This window comes from Paraclostridium sordellii, assembly GCF_000953675.1.
Taxonomy (GTDB): Bacteria; Bacillota; Clostridia; order Peptostreptococcales; family Peptostreptococcaceae; genus Paraclostridium; species Paraclostridium sordellii.
In genome coordinates this window covers 1,602,404-1,622,994 of record NZ_LN679998.1, presented here as the reverse complement: position 1 = coordinate 1,622,994, position 20,591 = coordinate 1,602,404, and the positions used below count along the sequence as shown (strand labels likewise).

17 protein-coding genes and 1 tRNA gene are annotated in these 20,591 nt (G+C 28.9%); 6 read left to right on the top strand and 12 right to left on the bottom strand.

Annotation, left to right across the window (positions count from 1 at the left end; all coding sequences use genetic code 11):
* Window positions 1-329: 329 nt before the first annotated feature.
* The 5 genes from ATCC9714_RS07815 to hypB all read right to left on the bottom strand — a co-directional run bounded on the left by ATCC9714_RS07815 (window position 330) and on the right by hypB (window position 6,622).
* Window positions 330-1,520, bottom strand: a complete 1,191-nt coding sequence (locus tag ATCC9714_RS07815) for a M20 family metallopeptidase (protein ID WP_057544948.1) — start codon at window positions 1,518-1,520, stop codon at window positions 330-332.
* Window positions 1,521-1,906: 386 nt separating this feature from the next.
* On the bottom strand, window positions 1,907-2,248 hold the full coding sequence (locus ATCC9714_RS07810; protein ID WP_021126327.1) for a hydrogenase maturation nickel metallochaperone HypA/HybF: 342 nt from the start codon (window positions 2,246-2,248) through the stop codon (window positions 1,907-1,909).
* Between the two features lie 24 nt (window positions 2,249-2,272).
* Window positions 2,273-3,208 (bottom strand): DUF5692 family protein, encoded by a 936-nt coding sequence (locus ATCC9714_RS07805; RefSeq protein WP_057544947.1) that lies wholly within the window; start codon window positions 3,206-3,208, stop codon window positions 2,273-2,275.
* A gap of 24 nt (window positions 3,209-3,232) precedes the next feature.
* Window positions 3,233-5,917: an FAD-dependent oxidoreductase gene (locus tag ATCC9714_RS07800; protein ID WP_057544946.1), complete on the bottom strand. Its 2,685-nt coding sequence runs from the start codon at window positions 5,915-5,917 to the stop codon at window positions 3,233-3,235.
* Window positions 5,918-5,953: 36 nt separating this feature from the next.
* A complete protein-coding gene (gene hypB / locus ATCC9714_RS07795) occupies window positions 5,954-6,622 on the bottom strand; it encodes a hydrogenase nickel incorporation protein HypB (protein ID WP_054629335.1) in 669 nt (222 codons plus the stop codon).
* 230 nt (window positions 6,623-6,852) lie between these two features.
* Between hypB and ATCC9714_RS07790 the strand changes: the two genes are divergently transcribed.
* Both ATCC9714_RS07790 and ATCC9714_RS07785 read left to right on the top strand, forming a co-directional pair.
* A complete protein-coding gene (locus tag ATCC9714_RS07790) occupies window positions 6,853-7,449 on the top strand; it encodes a TetR/AcrR family transcriptional regulator (RefSeq protein WP_054629334.1) in 597 nt (198 codons plus the stop codon).
* A 172-nt stretch (window positions 7,450-7,621) separates the two neighbouring features.
* Window positions 7,622-8,545, top strand: a complete 924-nt coding sequence (locus ATCC9714_RS07785; protein WP_057544945.1) for a DUF5692 family protein — start codon at window positions 7,622-7,624, stop codon at window positions 8,543-8,545.
* Window positions 8,546-8,607: 62 nt separating this feature from the next.
* Here the strand turns inward: ATCC9714_RS07785 and ATCC9714_RS07780 are convergent, their stop codons facing one another.
* Entirely contained in the window at window positions 8,608-9,321 is a 714-nt protein-coding gene (locus ATCC9714_RS07780; RefSeq protein WP_057544944.1) for a DUF434 domain-containing protein, read from the bottom strand.
* A gap of 725 nt (window positions 9,322-10,046) precedes the next feature.
* Window positions 10,047-11,000: an ABC transporter substrate-binding protein gene (locus tag ATCC9714_RS07775; protein ID WP_057544943.1), complete on the bottom strand. Its 954-nt coding sequence runs from the start codon at window positions 10,998-11,000 to the stop codon at window positions 10,047-10,049.
* Window positions 11,001-11,139: 139 nt separating this feature from the next.
* Between ATCC9714_RS07775 and ATCC9714_RS07770 the strand changes: the two genes are divergently transcribed.
* Genes ATCC9714_RS07770 through ATCC9714_RS07760 form a run of 3 tightly spaced genes read left to right on the top strand, consistent with a single transcriptional unit; the run spans window position 11,140 to window position 13,942 of the window.
* Window positions 11,140-12,144 (top strand): FecCD family ABC transporter permease, encoded by a 1,005-nt coding sequence (locus ATCC9714_RS07770; protein WP_054629331.1) that lies wholly within the window; start codon window positions 11,140-11,142, stop codon window positions 12,142-12,144.
* A complete protein-coding gene (locus tag ATCC9714_RS07765) occupies window positions 12,144-13,169 on the top strand; it encodes a FecCD family ABC transporter permease (RefSeq protein WP_054629330.1) in 1,026 nt (341 codons plus the stop codon). Before ATCC9714_RS07770 ends, ATCC9714_RS07765 begins: the two co-directional genes overlap by 1 nt.
* Window positions 13,170-13,171: 2 nt before the next feature.
* Window positions 13,172-13,942, top strand: a complete 771-nt coding sequence (locus ATCC9714_RS07760; RefSeq protein WP_021126345.1) for an ABC transporter ATP-binding protein — start codon at window positions 13,172-13,174, stop codon at window positions 13,940-13,942.
* Window positions 13,943-14,362: 420 nt separating this feature from the next.
* On the opposite strand, the gene cooS is transcribed toward ATCC9714_RS07760, so the two are convergent.
* The gene (gene cooS, locus ATCC9714_RS07755; RefSeq protein ID WP_057544942.1) at window positions 14,363-16,279 is read right to left on the bottom strand and encodes an anaerobic carbon-monoxide dehydrogenase catalytic subunit; all 1,917 of its coding nucleotides are present in this window, start codon (window positions 16,277-16,279) and stop codon (window positions 14,363-14,365) included.
* Window positions 16,280-16,653: 374 nt separating this feature from the next.
* Here cooS and ATCC9714_RS07750 point away from each other — a divergent pair, with 374 nt between their 5' ends.
* A complete protein-coding gene (locus ATCC9714_RS07750; protein ID WP_155485680.1) occupies window positions 16,654-16,845 on the top strand; it encodes a hypothetical protein in 192 nt (63 codons plus the stop codon).
* 335 nt (window positions 16,846-17,180) lie between these two features.
* Here the strand turns inward: ATCC9714_RS07750 and ATCC9714_RS07745 are convergent, their stop codons facing one another.
* From ATCC9714_RS07745 to ATCC9714_RS07730, 4 genes are all read right to left on the bottom strand, one after another.
* A complete protein-coding gene (locus ATCC9714_RS07745) occupies window positions 17,181-18,356 on the bottom strand; it encodes an amidohydrolase (RefSeq protein ID WP_054629327.1) in 1,176 nt (391 codons plus the stop codon).
* A 176-nt stretch (window positions 18,357-18,532) separates the two neighbouring features.
* Window positions 18,533-18,607 (bottom strand) — tRNA-Asn (locus tag ATCC9714_RS07740).
* 175 nt (window positions 18,608-18,782) lie between these two features.
* Window positions 18,783-19,163, bottom strand: coding sequence for a DUF1540 domain-containing protein (locus ATCC9714_RS07735; RefSeq protein WP_057544941.1), 381 nt, complete (start codon window positions 19,161-19,163; stop codon window positions 18,783-18,785).
* 299 nt (window positions 19,164-19,462) lie between these two features.
* On the bottom strand, window positions 19,463-20,200 hold the full coding sequence (locus ATCC9714_RS07730; protein WP_057544940.1) for a DUF975 family protein: 738 nt from the start codon (window positions 20,198-20,200) through the stop codon (window positions 19,463-19,465).
* Window positions 20,201-20,591 lie beyond the last annotated feature (391 nt).

Sequence of the window (20,591 nt, the reverse complement as noted above, 5' to 3'; positions counted from 1 at the left end):
TATTATAATTAGTTCTATATTATCATATATTTATTTTTTTACCAAATCAATTTACTAAGATTACATCTCATACCTAACAATAGTCTTATTAAAATCTTTTTAATTAAATATTTGAGGAAATAGTTTTATGTTTATATCAATCTGACGAAACGTTAAGTCCTGAACTTTAGACTTTCAGTGAAGGAAGATGATATAAACATAAAACTCACTCCGCGAAAAAAGGTAAGTAAATCAGCTTAACTGAAAAACTTACCTTAAAAATCATAATTATATTAAATTTAATTTTTTTCACATTTAAAATCTTGCCTACAATATAGAATAAGCAACTCCTATATATTTAAATGATTTTTCTTAATCTCATCAAGTAATCCATCTTCTAAATAAATTTCTAAAGCACATCCCACCATTGCTTTTACCGACTTGTGAAGTTTATCATAAGCTTCCTTAGAGTTTGCATAATTTAAAAACTCTTTCTCATGAACATATGCCATCGGATTTATATCTAGGGCTATTTCTGTATACATAGTAGGACAAACTTGACTTACATTGCCTATATCTGTAGAACCTACTGGACCATCTTTTCCTTCTAATATATCCGTTATACCTACTTCAATTAAATTATTCTTTGTTATATCTTGAAGCACCTTATTGTTTATTATATTGTCAAAAGGATTTTCGAAATTTCTATAAGTTAACTTAGCACCTGTCATTAATTCTGCACCTTTTGCGCAATTTATAACTTTTTTAGTTACTTCATTTAAATAACTTCTTTCACTAGCTCTTATATAAAACTTACAAGATGCTTTTTCTGGAACTATATTTGCTGCTTCTCCTCCATCTGAAACTATACCGTGTATTCTAACATCTGATTTTACATGTTGTCTTAGTGCATTGATTCCTGCAAAAGTAAGTTGTACTGCATCTAATGCATTAACTCCCATATGAGGATGACTAGCTGCATGTGCTGCTACTCCTTTAAATGTAAATTCTATTGAATCCATTGCCAAAGCCTTACAATTTATATTGTTAAAAGCTTCTATATGCATCTGATAACATACATCAATATCATCAAAAGCTCCACTCTTAACTAAATCACATTTTCCTCCTGTACTTTCTTCAGCTGGTGTTCCTATTAATACAATTTTTCCTTTAAACATTTCTTTTAGCTTACTAAGTACCATACATGCTCCTAGTGTTGATGCTGCAATCCAGTTATGACCACAAGCATGAGCTGGTTCTTTATTTTCTCCATATCCAGGTAAGGCATCATACTCTGCTAAAAATGCTATAGTAGGACCATTATTATCTCCTAGTTCTGCTCTAAAAGCAGTATCCATATTACAGTATGGATAAATTGTATCAAATCCATATTCTTTCATTTTATCAACTAAATATTTAGATGATATATATTCTTCATTTCCTAGCTCTGGATTGTTAAATATAAAATCACATACTTCTTCTATTTCTTTTCCTAATTCATTTTCTATTTCATAAGCTCTTTTCTTTATACTTTCTATCATAATTTTACCCCCTTATTAAACCTATATAATATTGTTGTTAAGAATACTATTGTAGTAATTACGATACTACAATGTATTCTAACTCTACTCCATTTTAACCAAAGAATATTAGCTAATACTAATATTCTCTTAATCTCCTCTATGTGGGTGTATCTAGATAAGCTGTAACTATAACTTATCTAGATACTTCTACTACCACCTCTTACACTAATACTTTGTAGTTTTTTCTTTATTACCATACATCATAACAAAACCTATACTTTATTACAAACATAATTAATTTCAGAAAAAACATTGTTGGGAGCCTATTCTCAATATTTACTTTATATATTTTTATAAAAAAATGTAGTTACTAAGTTTTTTATACTTAATAACTACATTCTTATTTAATAGGCTATTATTTCCTTAATCATAAACCCTTTTCCACTGAGTAAATCCCAACTCTTACTGTTACAATAAATACATTGACCATTATTTTCTTTTACATTAAATACTTTATTACAAATTTTACACATACCATTTGCAGGTATAACTTCTATTTTTAGCTTCGTGTCCTTTAAACTTGTATTATATACTGCTACTGGAAAACAACTTTCTACATATTTAGGTATCATAGAAGATAACTCACCTATCTGTAATACCACGCTATCTACTTTTGTTAAATTATTTTCTAAGGCTACTTTTTCTACGGTTTTTACAACTTCTATAACTACCCCTAGTTCGTGCATTATTTTCACCTACTTATTTTAAATCTACTTATTTTCTAAAACCACATTTCTATAAGCATTAGTATCTGTGTAAATTTCATCCTTTATTGGATTAAGTCTATTCTTTCTTATTTTATTAAATTGATAAATTGCTAAAGCTGCATTTGCAATTAAAGATATCAAACTTACTACAAAGAAAGCACTCTTGTTATGTGTTGTAGCAACTGGTGCTATTCTATCAGCAAATTGTGGAACAGTCATAACAAACATAATCCAAAGAGCCAATGTTTGAGCACGATGTTGTAGCCAAGCCCCTCTTTTTATAAAGAAAGTTGGTATAGTACATGAAAGTAATAAAGCTGCACCACAATAAAGTGAATGATCTGATATACAGTTATAAGTATAAGCAAAGTTCCATAAATCATAAGCTATAATCCATGTCCATATCATATCTGGCCATATCATATCCTTTGTTTTATCTTTTGATATAAATATTCCACACCAACCACAAATTGTAATTATATTCAATATTCCTGCTATACCATTCATAATATTCCAAGGTCCAGATATAGTCCAAAGATTGTCTACAACTCCACCATTAGCCAATCCATAAGAAAATATTTGGAAATCTCTAATAGCAGCTTCAAGTATATTTAAGGCTAAAATAATTGCTGGAAGAGCCAATGCCCATTTTTTCTTTTGTAATGATGGAATATATCTAAGAGCCATAAACCAAATACATCCTGCAAGTGCCGAATAAGTTTTCACCCAGTTAAACCAAGTTCCAGTTCCATACTCATTACCTGGTGCTGCTGTAGTTGGCCAAACATAAATAGTTAAAACTGTAGGTACTATTAAAAACAATAGAATACCTGCCCATTTCGTTGATCTTCCAAGTTCGTTAAATGCCATCAATGCTAATAGTACAAATAGGAATATTGCCCATCCTCCAAAAGTCATTTTTTCATATAAAATTCCCATAATACACCTCATATTATTATATTTTTATTTTGCAAATACATCCTTAACTTTCTTGCCTAAAATTCTACCTTTTCGTCTTATAACCGTTTTAACTATTGCTGGTTTAAGATCTTCGTAAGCTACACCTTCTGCATCATATTTTCTAACAAGTGATATGGCATCAAACTTACATTTTGTAGTACATTGACCACAACCTACGCACATATATTCATCTACAACGGTAGCTCCACAACCTAAACATCTTTCTGTTTCTTTTTTCATTTGTTCTTCTGTAAAAGTAAGACGCATATCTTTGAAAGATTCTTTTTTATTTAAATCCGATTTATGAGCTGCTTTTTGTCTTGGCATATTGTCGTATCCTTCAAGTTGTAAGCTTTCCTTATCAAATTCATGATAATCTTTCCTATCACGTCCATTTACTAAACTTTGTCCTGGTTGAACAAAACGATGAATTGATATAGCTCCTTCTTTTCCTGCTGCTATGGCATCTATTGCAAATCTAGGACCTGTATATGAATCTCCTCCAGCAAATATATCATCTTCATTTGTTTGATAAGTAAATCCATCAGCTTTTATTGTATTGTTAGGATTTAACTCTACCTTGCTTCCTTTAAGTAAGCTGCCCCATTCAATGCTTTGACCTACTGAAATTAAAACATAATCAGCAGCTACTACTTTTAAATCGGCTTCATCAAACTTTGGAGAGAATCTTTTATTTTCATCAAATACAGAAATACATTTTTTAAACTCTACGCCTACTACTTTTCCATCTTCTACAATTATTTTATTTGGGCCCCAAGAATTATTAATTGTTATTTCTTCTTCTAAAGCTTCTTCTATTTCCTCTTCTAGTGCAGGCATTTGTTCACGATTTTCTAAACAATACATATCTACACTATCTGCTCCTACTCTTGTTGCATTTCTTGCAACATCTATAGCAACATTACCACCACCAATAACGACTACTTTTCCATTTAATTTTATATCTTTTTCTAAGTTTACATCACGTACAAATTCTATTCCTGGAATAACACCTTTTGCATCTTCACCTTCTATGTTTAATTTCCTACCAGATTGTGCACCGATTGCTAAGTAGAAAGCTTTATATCCTTCATTTCTTAAATCATCTAAGGTAATATCCTTACCTACATCTACACCTGTTTTAAACTCTACTCCCATTTGTCTTAATATGTCTATTTCTGCATTAACTACTTCTTTTTCCAATCTAAAAGAAGGAATTCCTAAAGTTAGCATACCCCCAAGAACTTCTTGTTTTTCAAACACTGTTACTTTGTACCCATCTATTGATAAATAATAAGCACATGAAAGTCCAGCAGGTCCACCACCTATTACAGCAATCTTCTTACCATACTCATGTTTCTTTTTAGGAATAAATCTATGCTCTTCTTTTAAATCTTGTTCAGCTATAAACTTCTTGATTTCATCTATTGCAAGTGGTGAATCTATATCTCCTCTTGTACATGCTGATTCACACTTTCTAGGACAAATACGTCCACATATAGCTGGAAATGGATTTTCTTTTTTTATAAGTTCTAAAGCTTCTTTGTATCTTCCTTGTGAAGCGAGTTTAATGTATCCTTGAACAGCTATATGTGCAGGGCATGCAGTTTTACATGGACTTGTTCCACTTTCTACAACATCCTCTCTATTAGTTCTATAATCCTCATTCCATTTATCTGGGCCCCAATTAGTATTTCTTGGAGTTTCTTTTCTTTCGATTTTATCTACAATAGGTTTGCTAGAACATAGTTTTTGACCTAACTTTAAAGCATTAGTTGGACAGTTTATAACACACTCACCACAGGCAACACATTTATCTTTATCTACTTGTGATACATAATTAGAACGTACCATATCCGTATTTGCAAACATATTTGCTCCTTTTAGTGCTAAACAAGAACATCCACAACAATTGCATATGGCATGAGTTTTTCCTGAACCATCTAGATTTGGTATTTGATGCATTAACCCATTTTCTTCTGCTCTTTTTATTATTTCAAAAGCTTCTTCTCTAGTTATTTCTCTACCTCTTCCTGTTCTTATGTAATATTCAGCTGCATGACCTAATTGAATACACATATCCTCTTTTAAATGTCCACATCCTTCACCCATACTTTCTCTTGCTGTACGACATGAACAATCTGATACCGAGAATTTATCATTTTCATTTAAATATTTTGATATTTCTTCGTATGATGCTCTTCTTGTTTCACCATCTATTGCAGTTTCTATTGGAATAACACGCATAAGTCCTACACCTGGAGGAAAACTTCCTGTAGATTTTGGTCCGTTTTCCACACCATAATCATGAAATGCCTTAGGAATTTGAGGATATTTTTTAGCTTGCTCTTTATTATTAACCATCATTTCCATAATTCCTGGTACCCACGTTTCATACCAGAAAGTATCTACACCATCTATTTCATTAACAAAAACTACACCTATTTCTGATAATTCTAATAACAACTCACTACATCTATCAACACTTTTGCCACATAAAGGTGCTACTTTCTCAGCCGTTGTTTTTTGCCTAATCTTCATACAAAGTAAAACTTCTGCCATTTCATCTGTTACAACTGGCTCTAAAATTTTATAACGTGCATCATTTTCACCAAAGTAACCTCTAGACCCTGGTTTCTTGCCACTAACTTGATTTGCAAACTGAAGAACCTTTTCTTTAACTGCCATAATAATCCCCCTAAAAATTTTAGTTTTTATATTATATTAATTATTCCAAGCTTTTACTTCTTTTCTTATCCAATTTGCCCATTCATCTATACCTTGACCAGTTTTTGCTGATATTGTTATAACTTGTATATTTGGATTTATTTTTTTTATGTATTCTTTAACCAATTCTACATCAAAGTCAAAATACTCTATTGCATCAATTTTATTTATTAAAACCACATCTACTATTGAAAATATTAATGGGTATTTAAGCGGTTTGTCATGGCCTTCTGGTATGCTAAGTATCATGGCATTTTTTGAAGAGCCAGTATCAAATTCTGCTGGACATACTAAGTTTCCCACATTTTCTAATATTACAAAGTCTAAATCTTCTGTTTCAAGTTCTAATAAACCTTGCTTTGTCATATCTGCATCTAAATGACACATGCCTCCTGTATGTATCTGTATTACTTTTGCACCTGTTTTTGAAACAGTATTAGCATCAACATCTGAATCTATATCAGCTTCCATAACCCCTATTTTCATTTCATCTTTTAATGTCTCGATAGTTCTTAAAACTGTTGTAGTCTTACCTGAACCTGGAGAAGACATTAAATTTAATAAAAAAGTATTATCTTTCTTTAATTTTTCTCTAAGCAAATCTGCTTGTTTATCATTGTTTTCAAAAACGCTTTCCTTTATCTCAATCACTTTATATTTTTCCATAACTCTCCCCCTTAATATTTTTTGTATTATCAAATCTTTAGTATATTACTTACTTGTTAATTTGATAACAATTAAGTCAGAATAAAATTCACCGAATCTCATTCTGTAATTAAAATATACCATGCTTTACCATATTTTGTAAATGTATACTTGTTAGTTTTTTTATGATATACTAAATAATCATATAATTTACTGCATTAAAATTGCGGTTATATAAAGAGGTACTTGGCATGGAAAAATTAACTGATAGACAAAAACAAGCTATTAAAACCAAACTTAGAATTACACAAGTAGCCACGAAGCTTTTTAAGTTAAATGGGTTTGATAGTGTGAAAATACAAGATATCTGTCAAGCTGCAGAAATTTCAACAGGAGCTTTTTATCATCATTTCAAATCAAAAGCAGAAATAATTAATACAGCCTATGAGCAAGTTGATATTTTAGTAATGGATAGACTAAAAACTAGAAGTTTTTGTTCAAATCTTGATAAATTATTATTTTTATTAGGTGAAGGTGCTAATATGATGGAGGAGCTTGGCTGGGTATTTGTAAGCGAAATATATAAAAATTTACTTTCAATAAAGGGAAAATACTCTACTAAACCCGACCGCTATATAGCATTAGAAGTTAAATCTATTGTAGAGGATTCACTAAAAAATGGTGAATTAAATAGTTCTCTTTCTTCCTTAGATTTGACTATGATAATTATGAGAATATCTAGAGGTACCATATTTGACTGGTGTCTTTATGAGGGAAGTTATAATCTTAAATCTAAAATGGAATTTGAATTAAATTTAGTTCTTTCTAATTTCAAATCCAAAAGCTAGATAAAAAGAGTCGCTAATTAGGCGACTTTTTTATTTTAATATAAATGTTATAAATATCTAAAAATTCTTATTTTTTAGTAAATACCAAAAAATCCCAAATATGTTTCGATTTCTAACTAAAAGTGTTACAATAATCTTGATTCATAACTATATATCTAAGGGGGATAACATTATGTTTTTATTTGAATCACAACCAATTACTAATTGGCTTATGTTATTTTTGGTATTCATTGTATTAATTGTATTAAATGAAATTGGACGACGTTATAAATGGGGTGGGGTTTTTCTATTTATAATATTACCAATCATCCTTACATTATTTGTATGGCCTAATACTACTTATGGTACTAGTGTCAATGACTGGTTTCACTATGCAAAGGTTTACTCTGCTTTAGCAGGATGTGTTGGTTTTTGGCTAATACGTCACTTAAAAGATGCTACTAGTCATAAATGGGTTTTATATTTCCCACCATTAATTCTTGCAATTAATATTCTTGAGGCTGTTTCTCGTGATTTCCAAATTGGTTCACTAGGTCTTACAAAAGAAGTATTTGAGGGCATAGTATTGTATAGTGGCTCTTGGAATTACTTAAATGGTATTGCAGGAATCCTAAATATAATTACTATTACAGGTTGGGTAGGAATCTGTATTAGTAAAGATAAGAGTCAAGATATGTTATGGCCAGATATGTGCTGGTTCTGGATTATTGCTTATGATCTTTGGAACTTTGCATATACTTATAACTGTTTAGGTGATCATGCTTGGTACTGTGGTATTGCATTACTAATTGCACCAACTGTAGCTGCCTTTACGCTTAAGAAAGGTGCTTGGTTACAACATCGTGCACAAACACTTGCTCTTTGGTGTATGTTTGCAATGACGTATCCGGCATTTATTGATAACTCACAATTTGCTGTTAAGTCAACACAAAATCCAAATGCATTGTTTATTGTGAGTTTAATTGCCCTTCTTGCTAATATAGCATTATTTGCTTATATGATTTACAAAGTAATAAAAACAAAACGAAATCCGTATAAAAGTGAGCTTTATACAGATCTAAAGTGTTATGAAGAGGTAAAAGCATTTGCTGAATAATAAAAAATCAAGCTTTGCAGTAATCTGTAAAGCTTGATTTTCCTTTTAAATCTTTTACTTTACTAATCATTTAAATTAATAATATTAGCATCTTGTATATATTCTTCTATTATACATCTAGTCATATTAAAATAACTTATACATTTATCAATTATTATAGCATCACTACTTATTACTCTATCTAATTTTTCTAAAATAATATCTGGATTATTCACCAGCTCTACATTAATATCTACTTTTCTTTGCTTGAAGCTTTCTATTATTTTATGCTTTAAATTTCCAGAGTTAGATACTGGAGCATCTAAATAAAAAATCACTGACTCACAGTTATTTTTATCTAAAAAGTCACCTATTATTGTTAAAGCCTCTTCTGTTTTATCAATAATTTTATATGTACCCCTAAGACCAGCTAAATCTCTAATATTTTTATCACTTCCTATGATTAATGTCCCTTTTGACAAAGCGACTTCTATAGTTATTATAGTATTAAATCCATCTATATATATGGATCCTTCACTTATCTTATCTATAGATAACTCTTTATTTTTTCTTATTTCTTTCTTTTCATCAGAACATACAATTCTTTTTATACAATCTCTTTGTCTATTTGAAAATTGGTATCTATTACATACGAAGCTTACTACATTATCTATTTTATAATCCCTATTTAGTAGCCATTCAACTTCTTCCTTGGCTTTTTTTAATTTTATAAGTTCTTTATTAGAAAACCATTTTTTATCATTTTCATCATATCCTCTTCTAGTTATTTTACTCATATTGTAGCACACCGCCTTAAATAAGTTTTAATGCATATATTATTTATTATTTCATAAATTACCTATTAAAATTTATTATTGATAGTAATTAAATTCTAAGTATATACTCTTATTTAAACAAACAAAATATACAATCATTTTAATCCTTTAATATAATTTTATATTGATAAGACATGGGTTATTTTGTGCAATACTCCATGTCTTATCAATATATTACAAGGTATAAATATCACTATACATGATTAGTCCATTAACTTTTTCTTTAGAAGCATAATTATTATCTATAATAGAAGAAATACGCTCCCTACAACTAGAATCTATTACTGATGTACTATTTCTCTTCTCATTATCTTTTATTACAGAATCTGCATACTCTTCTCTATATCCTATTATTTTTCATTTTCCCCTTTGAATATAGATGTATACCCTATTTCAAAACTTTCTATCCTTAATTGGATCGGTCATAACTATAATTTATGCTTTTAATTTATTTAGATTAATGCTTAAAGATCATAAGAATTAATAAACTATAGAAGACGTGATCATGAGATTACAATAATTTAGGATTAAAATTTATTAGAATTAGATGTAGAAAATGAATTTGTGGTTTATATGGCAATGTGTAGGGATGTAATAATTATAATCTCCTAGTAAGTAAAAAAGGACTGTGGAATGAATAATTAAAAATTGTTCATTCCACAGCCTTTAAAATATAGAGTTTTTATTTAAAATTTACCCTCTTTTAATATATCAGTTAAATCATCAAGCATTAAGTTAGCAGCTTTTATACCCCCAGCTGTATTCCATATAGTGTCATTTACTTTAATTGCTTTATTATTTTTGACTACATCTAAAGATTTAAATAATGAATCGTTTATCCATTCAGTTTCTCTAGCAAGTCCTTTCCCATCACCTAACTCATAAGTAAAATAGAACATTACATCTCCCTCAGCTTCTTTTAACCTTTCTTTACCAATTTCATTAACAAATTCTGTTCCTTGTTGAGCTTTTGGTCTTTTAAATCCTATTTCTTTAAGAATAGTTCCTGCGAAAGTATCTCCAAGATATATTCTAGTTTTTCCATCCATAAATCTAACTAGTGATACTTCACTATCTAATTTGTCTTTGTAATTATCTTGTATGTAAGCTACTTTATCTTCATATTCTTTTATAGCTTTTTCACCTTCAGCTTCTTTATTCAAAACTTTAGCATAGAAATTGAAATTATCTTTCCATGCACCTCTTATAGTATCTGAGTAAACCGTTGGAGCTATTGACTTTAATTGATCATATATTTTTTCATGTCTCATTTTATTACCAATTATTAAATCTGGCTTTAAAGCAGCAATAGCTTCTATATTTACAGATTTTTCTTTCCCAAGAGGTTTTACACCTTCTAATTCTTTTTTTGTATGGTCATACCATTCACCAGTAACACCAGTTACAGCTCCTACTGGTTTAACTCCAAGAGAAAGCAGAGCCTCAGTACCTTCGTTAGTTAATACAACGACCCTCTTAGGATTTATAGGAACTTCTGATGTTCCCATAGCATCTTGTATAGATACAGTCTTTCCCTTCGATGTTTCTTCAGCTTTATCTGAAGATGGGCTTGAGCATCCAGCAAGTAAGCCCATAGTTATTACGCTTAACGAAATTATAGATATAATTTTTTTTTGCATATGTAGTAACCCTCCTATTATTTTTATAAATTTTGTCGAATAATGTAGATATTCTTTTTCGATTATGATATCATAATTGAAAAAGAATATCAATAAGAATTGATATTCTTTTTCAATAAGACAAAATGGAGGCAAAGGTATGAAAAATTTTTCAAAAAGTAATAAAGGCAAAACCGTATTACTTCTAGTGTTAATATCACTAATCTTTATATTATGTTATTTAAGCATTACTAAAGGTTTTATACATACATCTTACAATACGGTTATAGATGCATATAAAAACTTCAATAATTCTCAAGAGCATATAATTATAAAAACATCTAGAGTTCCAAGAACTTTAAATGCTATTTTAGTTGGAGGTGCTCTTGGGGTAGGAGGCCTTTTAACTCAAGGAATAACAAGAAATAAATTAGCTTCTCCAAGTATACTGGGGATAAATTCTGGAGCGGTATTCGCTTTAGTTATAGCCATGACTTATATACCACAAATATCTACACTAGGTCTTGTATGGATAGCTTTCTTTGGAGCTCTATTTGCTTCAGTATTAGTTTTTATATTATCAGGAGGCCTTTTTAAAGATGTAAGGCCTATGGATTTAACATTAGGTGGAACTGCTTTATCGGCATTATTATTTTCTTTAACACAAGGTATTTTATATAAAAATGATGTTGCTTTAGAACAAGTTGTCTATTGGATGACAGGTTCTGTTGAAGGTAAAAAAATGGAACTTATTCTTCAGTTTACCCCAATAATATTAATAGCAATAGCATCAACATTATTTATTGGAAAAAAACTTAATGTATTCTCATTAGGAGAAGAGATGGCAAGATCTTTAGGAATGAAAACTCTACATTTAAAAATAGTTATAATAGCCATGGTTGCAGTTTTATCCGGTGTGTCAGTAGCGCTTGCAGGGCCTGTAGCATTTATTGGACTTGTAACTCCACATATAGTTAATAAATTTATTGGTACAGATTATAGATGGCTTATACCTTTTTCTGTATTAACAGGTTCGTCTATATTATTACTTGCAGATATAATGTCAAGATTTATAATTTATCCAAAAGAAGTTCCAGTTGGAGCATTAACTGCACTTATAGGTGGTCCATTCTTTATATACATTGCAAAAAGGAGGAATAATTAATGATTAATGTTAGCAAAAAAACTATTAAGCTAAGTTGTATTTTATTATTTATTACATCTTTACTTATTACATTCTCTTTAGGATTTGGAGAAGTAATGGTAAATCCATTAGATGTATTAAAAAGTATAGTAGGAATAGATACAGGTTTTTCCTCTGTTTTAGTAATGAATATAAGATTACCAAGAGTTCTTGTTGCATTTTTTGTTGGAGCATCTTTAGCATTAGCTGGATCTATACTTCAAGGCGTAGTTAAAAATCCTTTGGCATCACCTGATATATTAGGGATAGTAAATGGTGGATCTGTTGGGGCATTAGTATTTCTAACTATTTTTACAGATCCTAAAAATAACTCATTAACAACATCGATACTATATATGCCTATATTTACTTTTGCATTTTCATTTTTAGCACTACTAGTGATTTTCTTTATTTATGGAAAATCTACTTCAACAAGTAAATTAATTATAATAGGAATTGGAGTTTCAGCCATTTGTAAAGCATTAACCAATATTCTTATTATAAATGGTCCTGTAATATTTATAAAAGAAGCTACAACTTGGATAACTGGTACTATATATGGCTCCAATTGGAATCATGTAATAATGATAACATCAACATTCTTTGTTTTTGCCATAATTGCAGTAATATTTATAAAAGATTTAAATCTACATCAATTAGATGATGATGTAGTAACGGTTCTTGGAAATAACTTACGTAAGAGTAGATTAATACTATTATGTATCTCAGCAGGATTAACAGCAGGAGCTGTAACTATTGGAGGGGGTATAGGCTTTGTAGGTTTAATAGCTCCTCATATTTCTAGAAAACTTGTAGATTCAAAGTTTGAGAATTTAATTCCCCTTTCAATACTTATAGGTGGAATTATAACTTTAGTGGCTGACTTTGCTTCTAAATGGTTATTCTATCCACAAGATTTACCTATAGGTATTTTTACAGCTTCAATAGGAGCACCTTACTTTATATATCTTTTAATAAAAAATAGAAAATATTCAAAAGGGAGATAAAAATGATAAAAGTAAAAGACTTAAAATTATGTTACGATGAAAAAATTATATTAGATAATATAATTTTAGAAATAGAAAAAGGAAAAATTACAGCATTAATTGGCTCTAATGGATGTGGAAAGTCTACATTAATAAAAGCTATAGCAAGAATACTTATGCCTAAAAATGGATCTATAGAAATGGAAAATAAAGATATTCTTAATATGCCTTCAAAGGAAGTTTCTAAGTTACTAGCAATGCTTCCCCAAAGTAGCAATGCTCCAGAAGATTTAACTATTTATGATTTAGTAAAACAAGGAAGATACCCTTATCACAGTTTACTATCATTTTGGAGTAAGAAAGATGAAGAAATAGTCTTAGATTCTATAAAAAAAGTTGGTCTTATAGATGATAAGGATAGAACTTTAGATAGTTTATCTGGAGGACAAAGACAAAGGGCTTGGATTGCATTAGCTCTAGCACAAAATACAGATATAATACTTCTAGATGAACCTACAAACCATTTAGATATAAAATATCAATTAGAAATACTTGATATTTTAAAAAATTTAAATGAAAAAGAAAATAGGACAATAGTAATGGTTATCCATGATATAAATCATGCTTTAAAATATGCTGATAATATAGTTGCAATAAAAAATGGAAATATACTTGTTAAAGGTCATAAAGATGATGTTATAAATGAAAATCTTATAAAAGAGGTATTTGGAGTTAACTGTAAACTTATAGATTCACCTATAGATAACTGTAAATTATGCGTACCTTTTATATAAAATTAATTTTAACATAAAATTTCTAATATAATTTTTATAAAGTTAAAAGATATATTTAGTTTCTAAATTTAGATTTAAGAAACAATTTATATTTAAAAAGAGTGAACATCTTGAAATTGATTATATACAATATGTTCACTCTTTTGATATTTTCTAACTTCTCACGAAATATTAATTATTTAATTAAATTCAGTATTTAGGCATTTAATTCTTCTCTACCCCTATATACCTCCCCATCTTAAGAAATATTTTTCCTTATCTTATCATATGAAGTTCTACATATTCAAGATTATTTGAAACTTATATAAATATAAAAATCGAAGGATATTTAACTAACCTTCGATTTTTATATTTATTTTGTAGATTATATATCTTTTCTTTTAATACTGTATTAAAATATAGTCAATTTATTAAAAAACATTATTTTAATCCAAGTTTTTGTCTTTTACTTATTATATGAGCCTCTATAGCCTTCGCAGCTTCTATAGGATCATCTCCTAATGCTACTTTACCACCTGTTAAATTCTCAACTTCTTCTGTAAGAAGTTTTACTAAATTAGGAGCGCCAGTAACAAACGGAGTAGGAGATAAATGTGTATATGCTCCATATGCTACTGCAAACATGCCATCTATAGTAGCTTTTTGTTCCATCCACTCTGGAGCAGTAACTGCTATTGGAAGCTCTGGAATATCGACATCAAGATGATCTGCTAATGCAGTAACTAGCATTGAAATTCTACCAGTATCAGTACAAGTCCCAAAGCTTAGTACTGGAGGTATTTTAAGCATATCACATATTTCTTTTAAACCTTCTCCGGCATATTCTTCTGCAGAATTTAAGTTGCATAATCCTGCTACTTCAAGAGCGTGATTACCACAACCTCCAGCTACTACTAATATATCTTTTTTTATTAGTTCTTTTGTTATATTAACTGTATTCCAGTCTTGTGGTCCATTTCTTAATGTAGAGCAGTTTGCAAGTGCAACAATACCTTTTATTTTACCTGCTGTAATTACATCAACTAATGGATCAAGTTTATTTCCAAGAACACCTAAAACGGCTTCTGTTGAGAATCCTGCTATAGCTTTTGTAACATGTTTAGGTACCATAGGTTTAATTTTACCATGTCTTTTCTTGAAGTTGTCTATTGCTATTTTGATTAAATTGTCTGACATTTCATTAGCTTTTTCTGGGTAATATGGTATCTTATGTTCTGTACCAGGTACACCTATTATTGTACTTATGCTAACTAATGCCACTTGATATTTTTCAGCATATTGATCTATAGCTGGTGGTGAACAATTTTCGTCCATAGCGATTGCATCTACAGTACCAGTAGCAAGTAGTGGTTCTATGGCTAACCAGTTACCCATAAGCCCAACAAATATATCGTCAACTTCATATCTTTGTAGCAACTCTTGTCCTGTTTCAATAGAACCAACGACTCTAATACCTTTAGCTCCTGCCTCTATAGCCTCATTTTTATATTCACCTTTTCTAAGTTTTTCTATTGTAAGTGCTCCTATCCAAGGTTGATGTCCATTAAATACAATGTTTACATAGTCAGGATCCATTATACCTAAGTCTACATTAACTTCATGAGGCATGGGTGTTCCAAATAATATATCTTGTACCATTTCAAGACCTATTTGTGCCGTATATATAGTTGATAATCCTAATCTAAGACCTTTTATAGCAAGCGATACATAATCTCCATCTACGTTTGTTAAACAGCTTGCAATTGAGTTTTCAACTTCATGTTGAACTCCAGATGGATAAATATGAAGTTCTTTCCATACTGATTTTCTTTTTTTGGGAGCAAATGCTTCTGTCATTATACTAGGTTGGTCTGGCCCTACCTTCATTTCCTTATCAAGTAAATCAGCTAATTGAATAGCCAGTTTATTAATATCTTGATTAGAATCTATTCCTACTTTCTCACACATCCATCTTAATTTAGATTCATCTTTTATTTTAAATGGAGATTTACCTTCACCAGTAGATCTAAGTGTTCTAAATGCCTCAAATGCATGATGCCCATATGTAGCTGCACCCATTATATTTCTCATAAGGAAGTTTCTCATAGCCATGGCATCTGCGCCTATACCACAAACTCCTTTATCAACTCCTGTTTTTTCATTAATTCTACAAGGACCATGTGTACATAATTGACAGCTTAAACCTTGAAGACAAAACTTACATCTCATTTTTTCTTGTGGGTCCCATCTTGAAAACACACTTGAAAGTCCATCAGTTTGTATTCTTTTTAACATTTCTTCAACTGAATCATGATAACTTACACGACCTTCTAATCTTTCTCTAATTGTTTCGCTCATATTTTGTATTAATCTCCTTCCTATACTTACATATCGTTAATATTATTTACACATTGTTTAATAATATTTACATATTTGTATTTTATTGTTTAATATGTAAATAAGAATTCGATTTACTCATATTAAGTTGCTAAAACTCAGCTTGTATTATTGTATAGTTTCTTACAAAATTAGATAAATTAAAGATATTAATCTTTTGTATTTATTACCTTTGAAGTTCATTCTTTTCGTATAGTGCCATAATTAACATACATATTATTTATAAGTTAATTTAACTAATTTTAAGCGTAAATAATAAAAAATTATTATTTATAATTATGAATATTACGATACCTTTTTGATAATAATATAATATGTCAGAGGAGGTGATATTAATGGTAAATTCAAATAATAACAATAACAGAAATAACAACAATAATAACAACAGAAACAACAACAATAACAATAACAACAATAACAATAATGACAACAACAGAAACAACAACAATAACAATAATGACAACAACAGAAACAACAACAACAATAACAATAACAATAACAACAACAGAAACAATAACAATAGATAGTTTGTTGTGTAAAAGTCATGTAGAAGTTAGTAGATTAGCTTCTATTTAATTTATAAAGTGATAACAAAGTCATTATAATACTGATTTTGTTATCACTTAATTGTAAAAATTATAAGAAAATACTAATTATTGTCTACTTAATAAATAATTCAAACTACTCCTTTCTGCTAAAAATCTTATCCAAGTCAACATCACCAAATAAGTTTCTAAAGTTCTTTTTTATAAAGCTTAGTTAAAATTAACATGATTTTTATTTACTTAAATATCTACTATTAGTATAAAAAACAGTAGATAGTTTGTCATATAAATCTATCTACTGTTTTTTATTTTTAAATCTAATTATTTATATCCTTTGCTTCATAAACTATTTCACCATCAATTATGGTATACATTGTTTTTGTAAATACTTCCATTGGATTTCCATTAAAAATTGCAATATCAGCATCTTTTCCTATTTCAAGGCTTCCAACTCTATCTGATACATTACATATTTCTGCAGCATTTATTGTAATTGCTTTAAGCCCCTCTTCTACTCCTAACCCCTCTCTTGCTGCAAATCCAGCACAAATAGGTAAGTCTTGTATTCTTGTGACTGGATGATCAGTAGTAATAGCTACTTTCACACCAGCCTTGTGTAATATACCAGCTGTTTTAAAGTCTGCATTTTGAGTCTCTATCTTATTTCTTATTGCTAGTGAAGGTCCAACTATTGCTGGAAATCCTGATTCTTTAATCTCTTCTGAAATTAGATGCCCTTCTGTACAATGATCTAAGGTTAATTTTAAATTAAACTCTTTAGCTACACGGATTGCTGTTAAAATATCATCTGCCCTATGTACATGTGCCTTTAAAGGAATCTCTCTATTAATTACAGGTAACCAACATTCTTTTCTAAATACATCATCAAAACTATCATTACTTTCTATAGCATTTTTTTTGTTTTGATTATATTTTTGAGCTTCAAATAATTCCTCACGTAAAAGTGCAGCTATTGACATACGAGTTGATGGCATCATATTTTTTTGATTATAATTTGTTTTTATATTTTCTCCAAATGCAACCTTCATTGCGGCTGGTTCAAGAACTGCCATGTCATCTATTTTCCTACCATGAGTTTTAATAAAAATAAACTGTCCTCCTACTACATTCGAACTTCCAGGTCCTACCATAACCCCTGTAATACCAGAAGTCAAAGCAGTATGAAAAGCTGAATCCATAACATTAATACCGTCTAAAGCCCTAATATATGGTGTAATTGATTCATTTAGTTCATTACAGTCATCACCTTCAAAGCCTTTTCTCTCTTCTTTAATCCCAATATGACAATGAGCTTCTATTATGCCTGGCATAACCCAACAATTTTCTGCATCAATTATTTTACAATTATCACTACTATTTATATTAATATTTTCTCCAATTTCTACAATCTTTTTATCTTTTATCAAAATAGATCCACAATTATAATTTTTATCAGCCATGGTCATTATTTTCCCATTTTTTATTAATAACATGATCTCTGCTCTCCTTTATAAACTAGCTTATTATATTCGAATTTATTATTAGATAATATTATTTTTGAAGCTTATATGTAGTAACTAGCATATTTCATATCTTTTTATTTTAAAAATATAGATAAAAAATAGTAGATATATCTTACTATATGCTATTTTGTAATAAAATAAAAAAATGGCTCCGTGAAGAGGACTCGAACCTCCAACCTATCGGTTAACAGCCGATTGCTCCACCATTGAGCTATCACGGAGTATTACTATGTAATATATTATTCACAATTTTTTAATTTATATACGCATATATTTATTAATTTTTATTTTCTATGAAAGTTGCACTCTATAATTATCAATTTATTTAAGTAAATTAAATATAAGTATTAAAATACGCTTCTATAAATATTTTTAAGAAGCGTATTTTTTATATTATTAAACATGTTCTCTATAATCAAAAGAATTACAATATGCATTGTCTGCATCTATTTCAACATTATCTGCATGACATTTTTTATTTTTATTATACATACAATTATGAGCTTCACATTTTATGTCACATGGATTTGTAGTTAAATCACCTAAACTATTTACAAAACTGTTATTAGAGCTATTAAAAAATGATTCTTTCTCTTTAGGACTTCCAGATAGACTATTTACAAAACTACTACTATCTCTATCTACAAAACTTGTACAACTAGTTCCTTCTATCGCTACTGCACCAAGTCCACTTACATGTATGGCACCTGCCTTACATTTATAATCAATGTTATGCACACAATTAGTTGCATCACATTTTAAATTGCCTTTTTGCATTTTATTGTCCTCCTTAATAAATATATATTTTATTATTTCCAAAAGAGAAAATATAATTCGATTTAGAAAACCTATAATAAAACTATCAATGTAAGATATCTAAGGAATCTATAGTAATAGCATTGGTTAGAGAGTTAGTATTTTTAGATAGTAAATTTCTAATTTATGAAATCTACTATCTAAAAACTAAAAAAGAGTGAACATATTAGGAATAATCAATTCCGATATGTTCACTCTTTTTATATTTTTTAGTTTCTCAAGAAACTTTAATTATCTAAGTATTTTATCTTTATTTGTATTTAATTACATTTAATATTTGGATATTTAATATTATCTACAGCGATAAATAGATTAATAAAAAATATTTCAACAAAAACTATCTTAATTGTTGATACAACAAAATTTAAAACACTTGTAAATATATCTATCCAAATATAACCCTCAACATACATATTTGGTGATGTTGCTAATATAATTACTACTTCTATAAATAATAGAATTATATTGAATATAAATATTTTCCATTTAATTCCCTTGCTCATATCTTTTGTCTTATTCAATATTTCTTTAGATGATAGGTTTGGATATTTACATAATGTATAATTTAGTGGTGCATACTTAAAAAGTACTATGATTCCAGGAACTATAAATAGCATAAATCCTAACATCATTTTTAATAATACAATACTATTTACCTTAACAACTAATCCTAATGGTGCTCTATCTATTTTTTTATCATAAAAAATTTCATATATATATTTATCTAAGTAATATGCTACCGAAGCAATTGATATTAATATTATTAGAATTATACCAAGAAAAATCAATAAAATTATTCCAGACTCAATAATACCCAATTGATCTAATGTTGCAGTTTCTTCAGGAATTACAACATTATCGTATCCTGTTTCATTAAATATAAGTGATCCTGATAATACAGAAATTATTACCCCTATTATCCATATTTTTTTTGTAGTTTTTCTTAATAACAAAAAACTTTCTTCAATTAAACTAAAAAATTTTATACTTTTATACATCTGTTCTCCCCTTTTAAGTTATTAATAAAATTAAATTCTTATTAGTAACTAGTATTTTTCTTTATTATATAATATGTATGATTTATTTTATGTCGAATTGTGTAAAGAATATGTATTTTATAATATTTGTATTGTTGCTTATTAGTTTTTTATTAATATTGTTTATATTAATATCTACTAGGAATTTATTATTTTATTTATTACTTATACCTTTTGTTACTTATTCTAAATTATCATTTGTTTCTATATATTTTAAATGAGATCTTAGAACATGTTTTTTCCATTCTTTAGTTGATAAAACTATTGTTAATTATCCTCACTTCTACTTCGTATCCTAGGCTTTTCACTAAAGATTCTGATTCCTTATACTCATACTTTAATATATAAAACT